Below are 10,194 nucleotides of genomic sequence, written 5' to 3' on the forward strand. Positions count from 1 at the left end.
CTGCTGCACCTGCGCGTGGTGCTGCCGCCGGCCAACACGCCGCGCGCGCGGGAACTCTACGAAACCATGGCGCGCGAGCTCGCCTTCGATCCACGTCGCGGGAGCTGATTTCCATGAACGAGACCGAAACCCTGATCGGTGCCCTGCTGGACGATTCCTGGCTGACGCTCGAGCAGTTGGCGGCGGCCTGCGCGGCCGACGTGGCCTGGCTCGAGGCGCACATCGAGGCCGGCCTGCTGCCGCAGGCAACGTCGCTCGGCGGCGTGTGGCGCTTTTCGTCCGCCACGCTGCGCCGGGCGCGGCGGCTGCGGCAGATCGAGCGCGACTTCGACGCCGTGCCGGAACTGGCCGGCCTGGTCAGCGACCTGATCGAGGAGATCGAGCGCCTGCGCGCGCAGCTGGCGCGCCATGGCCTGTGATGCCCGCCGGCCGAGGCTGCTGGCGGCGCTGCTGCTGACGCTGCTGGCGGGCACGGCGCAGGCCGCCGGCGCGCGCAGCGTCACCCCGCGCGGACCGCTGGATGCGGACGAGCGCGCCACCATCGCGCTGTTCGAGCACGCCCGCGACAGCGTGGTCTACATCAGCACCGCCGCCCTGGTGCGCGACCTTTGGACGCGCAACGTGTTCGCCGTGCCGCGCGGCACCGGCTCGGGCTTCGTCTGGGACGACGCCGGGCATGTGGTGACCAACTTTCACGTCATCGAGGACGCCGCGCGCGCCAGCGTGCGTCTGGCCGACGGCCGCGACTATCCCGCCCGCCTGGTCGGCGCGAGCCCGGCGCACGACATCGCCGTGCTCAAAATCGGCGTCGATTTCCAGCCACCGCCGCCGGTGCCGATCGGCACCAGTCACGACCTGCGCGTGGGTCAAAAGGTGTTCGCCATCGGCAACCCCTTCGGCCTGGACTGGTCGCTGACCACTGGCATTGTGTCGGCGCTCGACCGCAGCCTGCCGGCGCAGGACGGCGCGGTGGTCGAGCACCTGATCCAGACCGATGCCGCCATCAACCCCGGCAACTCGGGCGGTCCGCTGCTGGACTCGGCCGGCCGGCTGATCGGCATCAATACCGCCATCTACAGCCCGTCCGGCGCCTCCGCCGGCATCGGCTTTGCGGTGCCGGTCGACACCGTCATGCGCGTGGTGCCGCAGCTGATCCGCACCGGTCACTACAGTCGCCCGACGCTGGGCGTGCAGGTCGACGAGGGCGTCAATGCCCGCCTGACGCGCCTGCTCGGCATCCGCGGCGTGTTCGTGCTGGGCGTGCAGCCGGGCTCAGCGGCGGCGCGGGCGGGCCTGGTGCCACTGCGGCTCGCGCCGGATGGCCGGCCGCTGGCTGGCGACGTCATCGTCGCCGTGGACGGCAAGCCGGTGGATTCGGTGGCACGGCTGCTGGCGCGGCTGGACGATTTCGCCGCCGGCGACACGGTGCCGCTGACCGTGCTGCGCGGTCAGCGGCGCCTGACTGTGACCGTCACGCTGCAGGCCGGCGCGTGAAAAACGGCGCTTGATGGAAGACTTAACAGGCCGTTGAAAAACCTTTTTTCAATGGCCTGTTAAACCCCATCCATTTGCTGCCGCGCGCCACCGGCCCGCGCTGCGGCTCACGGCCGCCGGCGGGCGCGCGCCAGCTCGATGATGCGCCGGTTCTGGGCGCGCAGCTCGGCGTTGTTGCCGGCCAGCGCGTCCGAGCGCGCCGCCAGCGTGGCCGCCTGCTCGAAATCGCCGTTCTGTAGCCGCAGCCAGGCCAGTTTTTGCCACAGCAGCGGGTCCTGCGGCCGGATACGCAGCGCCCGTTCGAGCTGCGCTGCCGCGGCGGCGTAATCGCCGGCGGCGGCCTGGCGGTCGGCCAGCGCCACCAGCGAGCCGGTGGCCGAGGCTTGCGGCACACCACTGGCGGCGGCCGGCGGGGCGACGCTCAACGGCGGTGCCGACGGCGGCGGACCGGGACGCATGACCGCCGGCGGCGGCTGCGGCCGTGGCAGCGGCTGGGCCGGCGGCAGCGCCGGCACGGGCGCCGGGGTCACCGGCGGCTGCGGCGGCGGCTCGGGTCGCGGTGGCGGCGCGCTCGTGCAGCCCGCCAGCAGCAGCGCCGCGAGCGACGCCAGGCCCAGCCGGGGCAGCGGGAAACGGTTCAAAACAGCCTGCGCAGCCAGCGCCATGAGTCGTCGCTCCGGTCGGGAGGAGGTGGCAGGGCGGCGCCGTCGCACGACACCGCGCCCGGTGGCACGCCGCCGTCCAGCACTGGCAGGCCGAAACCACCCGGGCACTGCGCGGCCGGCAGCCAGGGGCCGTCTGGCGCCTGCACCCAGTGGATGCCGGGCGGCTCGGCGAGCGTCAGCGGCACGGCCGGCAGCCGGCCGATCAGATCGGCCCAGATGCGCATCGCGCCGCTGGCGCCGTAAAGCCCGGTCTCGCGGTTGTCGTCCATGCCCACCCACACCGCCGCCACCGTGTTGCCAGTGAACCCGGCGAACCAGGAATCGCGGCTGTCGTTGGTGGTGCCGGTCTTGCCGGCCACGTTCAGGCCCGGCAGCACCCGGCCCAGCCCGCGCGCGGTGCCGTTGCGCACCACTTCCTGCAGCGCCGTGTTGACCAGGAACACCGCCGCCGGGTCGAGCTTTTGTTCCACCGACAGCGGGTAGCTCGCCAGCGGCTTACCGTCCTTGTCGGTGACGGCATGGATGGCGCGCAGGTGCAGGCGAAAACCGCCGGCCGCCAGCGTCAGGTACATGCGCGTCACCTCGAACGGCGTCAGCTCGACGGCGCCCAGCATCACCGCCGGCACCTCGGGCAGGTCACGCGTCACGCCGAGCGCACGCAGCGTTTTGAGCACGTTCGGCAGGCCCACCTGCAACCCCAGCGCCACGGTGGCGCTGTTGCGCGACTCGGCCAGGCCGCGCAGCAGCGGAATGCGCCCGGCGTAATCGTCGCCGGCATTGCGCGGCTGCCAGCTCTGGCCGGTCGGCAAACGCACCGACATGCGCAGGTCGTCGAGCGGCGTGGCCAGGTTGAAGCGCGCCGGCTCGGACAGGGCGGCCAGATAGGTGGCCGGCTTGGCCAGCGAGCCGATCTGCCGGCGTGCGTCGAGCGCCCGGTTGTAGCCGTCGAAGCGCACGTCGCGGTCGCCGACCAGCGCCAGCACCTCGCCGGTGGCCACATCCGCCGCCACCGCCGCCATCTGCAGGTCTGGCAGCTTGCGCTGGCGCGCCAGCGCTTCGCCCTGCTCGCCGACCGCCGCCTCGGCCGCCGCCTGTACGGCCGGGTCCATGGTGGCGAAGATGCGCAGGCCGTCGTTGCGCAGCACGTCCTCGGGATAGTCGCGCTGCAGCTGGCGGCGCACCAGGTCCAGGAATGCCGGGTAGCGGGCCATGCTGAGCGAGCTGCGCTCGGGCACGCGCAGCGGCTTGGCCTGCTCGGCCGCCACCTGCTCGGGCGTCAGCACGCCCTGCTCGCCCAGCACGCGCAGGGCGAGGTTGCGCCGCGCCAGGGCACGCTCGGGATAGCGGCGTGGGTTGTAGTAGGACGGCGCCTGCACCATGCCGGCCAGCAACGCCAGCTGGCCGGTGTCGAGCTCGCCGAGCGGACGGCCGAAGTAAAGCATCGCGCCCTGCGCCACGCCGTGCACGGCGCGCGAGCCGACCTGCCCCAGGAACACCTCGTTGAGGTAGGACTCCAGGATGTCGTCCTTGGTGTAGTGCGTCTCCAGCAGCACCGCCATGATCGCTTCGGTCAGCTTGCGCCACAGCGTGCGGTCGGCGGTCAGAAAGTAGTTCTTGACCAGCTGCTGGGTCAGCGTGCTGCCGCCCTGCACCACGCCACCGGCGCGCACGTCGGCCCACAGCGCGCGCATGATGGCGCGCGGCGAGACGCCGTGATGGCGGTAGAAATCGCGATCCTCGAGCGCCAGCAGCGCCTGCACCAACAGCGGCGGCACCTCGGCCAGGCGCACCAGCAGCCGGTCCTCGTTGCTGGCCGGATAGAAGCCGCCGATGAACTCGGGGTCCAGACGCAGCAACGGCAAATCGCCGTCGGCGCTGGACAGGCTGGCGATCTGCCCGCCGTCGAAGCGGATCTGCACCTTGCGCGGCGGCTCGGCACCATCCCAGAACTGGAAGCCGCGCGTGTAGACGACCAGACGCGGCCCGCGCACGGTGTAACTGCCCGCCCCGACCGGCTCACCGCGCTGGTAGCCGAGCCGCTCGAGCGCCTCGACCACGCGCGCCACGCCGAGCGGCGCGCCGGCGTACAGCTCGAGCGGGCGCGCGAACACCCGCGCCGGCAGCGCCCAGCGCTGGCCTTCGAATTTCGCGCGGATCACCCGGTCCAGGTGCACCGCGTACAGCGCCAGCGCCGCCAGGCTGGCCAACGCCAGCGGCAGCAGCCAGCCCAGCCAGCGGCGGCCGGCGAAGGGTCGGAACCTGGATTTGGACATGGACGCTCAGGGTCGGTGCGAGGCGTTGGGCGCGTAAGTCTACCCTGCCGGCCACGGCCGAAAATTCCCCGCCCGACCCGTGGCTTACCCGCCGACTCGGGGAACTCGCACAAACTCGGTCCTTGAGTTTCAGGCAAGCCGATCCGACCGGCCGCTGGCAGCAGGCCCGGGCCCGCGGGAGCCGCTGTGGCATACTGCCGGCCCGTCGCGGCCGCGCGTCGCGCGCCCCATTCGTTATTTCCGCCAGATTTCCGCCAGGTCCGCCCTTGGACGAGAGCGCCCTTCGCCAGCTGCTGATCGACACCGCGCGCGGCAGCGTGCGCCTCGGCCTGAACCGCGGCACCTGCGGCAACGTCAGCGCCCGTCTGCCGGGCGGCTTTCTGATCACCCCGACCGGCATCGCCTACGACGCGCTCGAGCCCGCCGACCTGGTACGCCTGGACGGCCACGGCGTGGCCGCGCCGGGACAACTGAAGCCCTCGTCCGAGTGGCGTTTCCACCGCGACATCTACGCCGCCCGGCCGGACATCGCCGCCATCGTGCACACGCACTCGCGCTATGCCAGCGCGCTGGCCTGCCAGCGGCGCGACCTGCCGGCGTTTCATTACATGGTGGCGGCCGCCGGCGGCGACAACGTGCGCTGCGCGCAGTACGCCACCTTCGGCAGCGCCGAACTGTCGGCCAATGCGCTGCTGGCGCTCGACGGCCGCCATGCCTGCCTTCTGGCCAACCATGGCCTGATCGCCACCGGCGCCAGCCTGCCGGCAGCGCTCGACCTGGCCGAGGAAATCGAATCGCTGGCCGCGCAGTACTGCGCGGCGCTCGCCAGCGGCACGCCGGTGCTGCTGGACGCGGCCGAGATGGCGCGCGTGCTGGAACAGTTCAAAACCTACGGCAAACAGGATACGTCCTGAACCAACCGCGGAGCCACGCCATGCAACTCATCTACGCCAAACCGTCCCCCTACTCGCGCAAGGCGCGTGTGACCGTGCTCGAAAAAGGCCTCGCCGGGCGCGTCGAGGAAGTGGTGGTCAGCCCAATGGAAGACCCGGCGGTGCTGCTCGAGGCCAATCCACTCGGCAAGGTGCCGGCGCTGCGTCTGGACGACGGCCGCAGCCTGTACGACAGCTGGGTGATCTGCGAATACCTCGACAGCCTCGCGCCCACACCGCGCCTCATCCCGGACGGCCCGGCGCGCTTTGACGTGCTGCGCCGCGCCGCGCTGGCGGACGGTGTGCTCGACGCCGCCGTCACCGCGCGCATGGAACTGCTGCGCCCGGAAGACAAGCGCTGGACGCCATGGACCGACCGCCAGCGACGCGCCATCGGGCGCGGTCTGGCGGTGATGGAGCGGGACGTGGCGGCGCTCGGAGCCGAACTCACGCTGGCGCACATCGAGTTCGCGGTAGCGCTCGAATACCTCGACTTTCGCCTGCCCGACGTCGTCTGGCGCGACACGCACCCGGCGCTGGCAGCCTGGCTGGCCGAGTTCAGCCAGCGCCCGTCCATGCAGGCGACCCGACCGCAGCCGTCCTGACCGACATGGCCGATCGTCCTGGCAACGCTGCAAAATTCCATCCCTGGAATTTTTTTAGCTCGCCGTCGCGCGGTGCACACCCGCGCGGTGCTCTATGAAGCAAGGGCTTACGCCATAGATTCAGGCCGGGCATCCCGCCCCGGACGCAAGCGCTGAATAACTCAGCGGCTCCTTCAACCACACCGCCGGCAGCGCCCAGCGCGGCCGGCGGTGCTTTGTTTTCGGAACAAGCACACGTGTATCTCGACCTGATCCCCGTTTTCCTGGCGCTGGCCGCCGGCTGGCTGTGGCGCCGGCACACGCCCGGCGGCGTCGACGCCGCGCACATGGCGCAGGCGCTGAACATGCTGATGATCTACGTGACCGGTCCGGCGCTGATCTTCGCCATCATGTCGCGCGCCCCACTCAACCCGCAGCTGATGGTGATCCCGGCCGCCGGCTACGTGTGCAGTCTGGGCGGCCTGCTGCTGGCCACGCTCGCCTATCGCCTGGCCGGGCCACGCCTTGGTCTGTCGCCACAAAGCCGCGGCGCCATGCTGCTGGCGGCCGGCTTTGCCAACGGCTCGATCGCGCTGCCGGTGGTGGTCAGCCTGTTCGGGCCGGGTGGCATGGCGACCGTGTTCGCCTACGACCTCATCGCCACCACGCTGCTGATCTGGACCGTCGGCGTGGCGGTGGCGGCGCGCCACGCCGAAGGCGCCGGGCGGGTGTCGCTGGGGCGCGAGATCCTGCGCCTGCCACCGGCCTGGGCGGTGTTCCTGGCGCTGGCCGTGAACCTGCTCGGCCTGCCGGTGCCGGATCGGCTGGTCGGCACGCTGCGGTATCTGGGCGACGCCGGCATTCCGCTGATGGTGTTCGTGGTCGGACTGTCGCTGCGCCTGGGCGCCATGCGCCGCCTGGGCGCGGCGCTGCCGGCGCTGTTCATACGCCAGCTGGCCGGCCCGGCGCTGGGGCTCGCGTTTGCCTATGCGTTCGGGCTGCGCGGGGAAACGCTGGCCGTGCTGGGCGTGGCGATGGCGTCGGCGTGTCCGGCGGTGGGCGTCATCCTCGCCTACCGCTACCGGCTCGACACCGAGCTGTACGGCGCCGCCCTGACCGCCTCCATCCTCATTTATCTGGTGCTGGCGCCGCTGTATCGCAGCCTGCTGCTGGGCGGGTGACAATGCGGTTTTGCCACGCAAGCGCTGGTTATGCGGCGCTTGCGTGCCGGGGCAGGATGCTCCGGCATGAATCAACGGCGTTCGCCGTTGATTCATGGAGCGCCGCGCGGGCGAGTACCGCGCAGCAGCGAGCTGAAAAATTCCAGGGATGGAATTTTTCAGCCTTCACCTAACCGCCCGCCATGATCCGCCACCTCATCCTCGACTGGGCCGGCACGCTGGCCGACGACCGCGCGCTCACACTCGCCGCCACCTGCGACACGCTGGCGCACTTCGGCGCCGCGCCGGTGGACGAGGCCACCTACCGGCGCGAGTTCACGCTGCCGGTGGAACGCTTCTACCGGCGCTTCATCGGCGAGCGGCCACGCGAGGAAATCGACGCCGTGTTCTTCCGCCATTTCGCCACGCGCATGGCGCAGTCGCAGCTGTTCGCCGACGTGCCGGCGCTGCTGCACATCTGCCGCCTGCGCGGGGTGGCGCTCAGCATTTGTTCCAGCGTGCCGACGGCCATCCTGGATGAGCTGCTGACGCGTCTTGGCCTGCGCGAGTTTTTCCGCCACATCGGCGGTGGCGCGGCGGACAAGATTCCGGTGCTGCAGCAGATCGTCGCCGAGTCCGGTTTTCGACCCGACGAGACGCTGTACGTGGGCGACACGCCGCACGACATCGACGCCGCCCACGCCGCCGGCGTCATCGCCGGCGCGGCGTTGTACGGCTATGCGACCGAAGAGCGCCTGCGCGCGGCGCGGCCGGATCACGCCTTCGCCAGCGTGCGGGAGATCATCGATCTCATCGACCGCGAGCACCTGCTGGCGAGCGAACGGCGCGTGATCGCCACCGTAGGCGGCTTGCTGGTCGCGAACACCGGCGAACTGCTGCTGATCCGCACCGCCAAGTGGTCCGGCCGCTGGGGCCTGCCGGGCGGCAAGGTCGATTACGGCGAGACGCTGCTGGCGGCTTACCGGCGCGAGATGCGCGAGGAGACCGGCATCGACGTGGACCACGCCGACTGGCTGTGTATCCAGGACTGCATCGAGAGCCCGGAATTCACCCAGCCGCGGCACTTCCTGCTCATCAACTACGTGTCGCGCCTGCCCGGCCGGCCGACGCCGCGCAAGAACTACGAGTCGCTCGAGATCGGCTGGTTCGCGCCGGCCGTGGCGGCGGGCATGGACCTGAACCAACCCACGCGCGCGGCGCTGGAGCTGGCGACGCAGCGCGGCTTCGTGACGCTGCCGCGGCCGAAAAACACGCCGTAACCCCCACGCCGCAGCGGCGTTGGCCGCGAACCGCTCCCAAAACGCAGAAAACCCGCCTGCCGTCTACACACGGCTGGCGGGTTTCGAACCTGCAGAGTCTGGTAGGCGCGATTGGACTCGAACCAACGACCCCCACCATGTCAAGGTGGTGCTCTAACCAACTGAGCTACGCGCCTGCAAGGCTGGCAAATCTAGCACAGGCGGGACCCAAGCGGCAACGCGCAGCGGCATCGCCCGCAGCCCGCTACCATGGCGCGCAGACCCCACCGCGGAGGCTTTGCCATGCTGCTCGAAGGTTCCTGCCACTGCGGGGCGGTGCGCTTTTCCGTGCAAAGCCACGCGCCCTACCCGTACATGTATTGCTACTGCTCGATCTGCCGCAAAACCCAGGGCGGCGGCGGCTTTGCCATCAACCTGCACGCGCAGGCGGACAGCCTTACGGTGCACGGCCGCGAGCACGTCGGCGTGTACCACGCCTTCATGGACCACCCGGTGCGCAGCGAGCGCAGCCCCGGCGAGCGGCATTTCTGCCGCGAGTGTGGCAGCGCGCTGTGGGTGTGGGACCCGCGCTGGCCGCAGCTGCTGCACCCGTTCGCGTCGTGCATCGACACGCCGCTGCCGGTGCCGCCCGAGCGCTGCCACATCATGCTGGCGAGCAAACCGGCCTGGGTGCCGGTGCTGCCGCAGGACGCCGCCAACCGCCATTTCCCCGACTACCCCGACGAGGCGCTGATCGACTGGCACCGCCGGCACGGCCTCATCACCGACTGACCTCCCATGCACTTCGACACCCTGCTGTACGAAACCCGCGGCCCGCTGGCGCTGATCACCCTGAACCGCCCGGACAAACTGAACGCCATCTCGCTGGCGATGGTCGATGAACTGCACGCCGTCATCGCCGCCGCCACGGCCGACGAGGCGGTGCGCGTGCTGGCCATCACCGGCGCCGGCGACAAAGCCTTCGCCGCCGGCTCGGATCTGGCCGAGGTGGCGCAGCGCGACCTCAACAAGGCGCTCGAACCGATCGTGCAGGGCGTCGCCGAGCGCCTGGAGCGCTGCCCCAAACCGACCATCGCCGCCATCAATGGCATCTGCTTTGGCGGCGGGCTCGAAGTGGCGCTCGGCTGCGATCTGCGCGTGGCCGGCCGGCGGGCACGCTTTGCCACGCCCGAGGGCAAGCTCGGCATCATCCCCGGCGGCGGCGCCACGCAGCGCCTGCCGCGCCTGATCGGCCGCGCCTGGGCGCTCGACATGCTGCTGATGGGCGAACCGATCGACGCCGAGCGGGCGCTGCAGATCGGGCTGGTCACGCGCCTGGTGGACGACGACGCGCTGCTGGCCACCGTGCAGCGCATGGCCGAGCACCTGGCCGGCTTCGCGCCGCTGGTGCCGCGCTTCATGAAAGCCATGGTGCACGCCGGCATGGAGGGCAGCCTCGTGGCCGGTCTGGCGCTGGAAAAATTCGCCCAGGCCGGCCTGTGCGAAACCGCCGACAAAAAAGAGGGCCTGGCCGCCTTCCTCGAAAAACGACCGCCGCGATGGCAGGGCCGTTGATGCCGGCGGTGGCGGCGCTGCTCAGCCACCGCGCCCGCAACAACGTGCACTCGCTGATCCTGTTGCTGGGCATGACGGCCCTGCTGGCGCTGCTGGGCCAACTGCTGGGCGGCACGGCGGGTGTGCTGTGGGCGCTGCTGCTCAGCGGACTGCTGCTGGCGCTGTCGCCGCGCATCGCCCCGGCGCTGCTGCTGCGCCTGTACGGCGGGCGCCCCATCCACCCCGCCGAGGCGCCGGGCCTGGTGCAGGCGG

10 protein-coding genes, 1 tRNA gene and 2 pseudogenes are annotated in these 10,194 nt (G+C 71.1%); 10 read left to right on the forward strand and 3 right to left on the reverse strand.

Features of this window, described 5'->3' with window-relative positions; all coding sequences use genetic code 11:
- The 3 genes and pseudogenes from PHC73_RS13950 to PHC73_RS07200 all read left to right on the forward strand — a co-directional run.
- A pseudogene (locus tag PHC73_RS13950) lies at positions 1-108 on the forward strand (J domain-containing protein); the annotation flags it as partial.
- Between the two features lie 5 nt (positions 109-113).
- Complete coding sequence (locus tag PHC73_RS07195; protein WP_300126231.1) at positions 114-419, forward strand: hypothetical protein; 306 nt, start codon at positions 114-116, stop codon at positions 417-419.
- Positions 409-1,494 (forward strand): trypsin-like peptidase domain-containing protein, encoded by a 1,086-nt coding sequence (locus PHC73_RS07200; protein WP_300126233.1) that lies wholly within the window; start codon positions 409-411, stop codon positions 1,492-1,494. The genes PHC73_RS07195 and PHC73_RS07200 overlap by 11 nt, the downstream gene beginning before the upstream one ends.
- A 107-nt stretch (positions 1,495-1,601) precedes the next feature.
- Here PHC73_RS07200 and PHC73_RS07205 read toward each other — a convergent pair whose 3' ends face one another.
- A complete protein-coding gene (locus tag PHC73_RS07205; RefSeq protein ID WP_300126235.1) occupies positions 1,602-2,159 on the reverse strand; it encodes a tetratricopeptide repeat protein in 558 nt (185 codons plus the stop codon).
- Positions 2,132-4,432: a penicillin-binding protein 1B gene (gene mrcB, locus PHC73_RS07210; protein ID WP_300126237.1), complete on the reverse strand. Its 2,301-nt coding sequence runs from the start codon at positions 4,430-4,432 to the stop codon at positions 2,132-2,134. Before mrcB ends, PHC73_RS07205 begins: the two co-directional genes overlap by 28 nt.
- Before the next feature lie 266 nt (positions 4,433-4,698).
- Between mrcB and PHC73_RS07215 the strand changes: the two genes are divergently transcribed.
- The 4 genes from PHC73_RS07215 (at position 4,699) to PHC73_RS07230 (ending at position 8,388) form a co-directional block, all read left to right on the forward strand.
- The gene (locus tag PHC73_RS07215; RefSeq protein ID WP_300126239.1) at positions 4,699-5,346 is read left to right on the forward strand and encodes a class II aldolase/adducin family protein; all 648 of its coding nucleotides are present in this window, start codon (positions 4,699-4,701) and stop codon (positions 5,344-5,346) included.
- Positions 5,347-5,366: 20 nt separating this feature from the next.
- Positions 5,367-5,969, forward strand: a complete 603-nt coding sequence (locus PHC73_RS07220) for a glutathione S-transferase family protein (RefSeq protein ID WP_300126241.1) — start codon at positions 5,367-5,369, stop codon at positions 5,967-5,969.
- 236 nt (positions 5,970-6,205) lie between these two features.
- Positions 6,206-7,129, forward strand: a complete 924-nt coding sequence (locus tag PHC73_RS07225; RefSeq protein ID WP_300126243.1) for an AEC family transporter — start codon at positions 6,206-6,208, stop codon at positions 7,127-7,129.
- A gap of 182 nt (positions 7,130-7,311) precedes the next feature.
- Positions 7,312-8,388 carry an HAD hydrolase-like protein gene (locus PHC73_RS07230; protein ID WP_300126245.1) on the forward strand — a complete coding sequence of 359 codons (1,077 nt, stop codon included), beginning with the start codon at positions 7,312-7,314 and terminating at the stop codon, positions 8,386-8,388.
- Positions 8,389-8,487: 99 nt separating this feature from the next.
- Here the strand turns inward: PHC73_RS07230 and PHC73_RS07235 are convergent.
- A tRNA-Val gene (locus PHC73_RS07235) sits at positions 8,488-8,564 on the reverse strand.
- A 106-nt stretch (positions 8,565-8,670) separates the two neighbouring features.
- Between PHC73_RS07235 and PHC73_RS07240 the strand changes: the two genes are divergently transcribed.
- From PHC73_RS07240 to PHC73_RS07250, 3 genes and pseudogenes are all read left to right on the forward strand, one after another.
- Positions 8,671-9,159 (forward strand): GFA family protein, encoded by a 489-nt coding sequence (locus tag PHC73_RS07240; protein ID WP_366949826.1) that lies wholly within the window; start codon positions 8,671-8,673, stop codon positions 9,157-9,159.
- Positions 9,160-9,165: 6 nt separating this feature from the next.
- Positions 9,166-9,942 carry an enoyl-CoA hydratase/isomerase family protein gene (locus tag PHC73_RS07245; RefSeq protein WP_300126249.1) on the forward strand — a complete coding sequence of 259 codons (777 nt, stop codon included), beginning with the start codon at positions 9,166-9,168 and terminating at the stop codon, positions 9,940-9,942.
- Positions 9,927-10,194, forward strand: a pseudogene (locus PHC73_RS07250) (peptidase M48); the annotation flags it as partial. The gene PHC73_RS07245 and the pseudogene PHC73_RS07250, both read left to right, overlap by 16 nt.

This window comes from Immundisolibacter sp., from assembly GCF_028696615.1.
GTDB lineage: Bacteria > Pseudomonadota > Gammaproteobacteria > Immundisolibacterales > Immundisolibacteraceae > Immundisolibacter.

Coding starts and splice junctions, on each gene's coding strand:
- PHC73_RS07195 (WP_300126231.1), top strand. CDS start 114: ATGAACGAGACCGAAACCCTGATCGGTGCCCTGCTGGACGATTCCTGG.
- PHC73_RS07200 (WP_300126233.1), top strand. CDS start 409: ATGGCCTGTGATGCCCGCCGGCCGAGGCTGCTGGCGGCGCTGCTGCTG.
- PHC73_RS07205 (WP_300126235.1), bottom strand. CDS start 2,159: ATGGCGCTGGCTGCGCAGGCTGTTTTGAACCGTTTCCCGCTGCCCCGG.
- mrcB (WP_300126237.1), bottom strand. CDS start 4,432: ATGTCCAAATCCAGGTTCCGACCCTTCGCCGGCCGCCGCTGGCTGGGC.
- PHC73_RS07220 (WP_300126241.1), top strand. CDS start 5,367: ATGCAACTCATCTACGCCAAACCGTCCCCCTACTCGCGCAAGGCGCGT.
- PHC73_RS07230 (WP_300126245.1), top strand. CDS start 7,312: ATGATCCGCCACCTCATCCTCGACTGGGCCGGCACGCTGGCCGACGAC.
- PHC73_RS07240 (WP_366949826.1), top strand. CDS start 8,671: ATGCTGCTCGAAGGTTCCTGCCACTGCGGGGCGGTGCGCTTTTCCGTG.
- PHC73_RS07245 (WP_300126249.1), top strand. CDS start 9,166: ATGCACTTCGACACCCTGCTGTACGAAACCCGCGGCCCGCTGGCGCTG.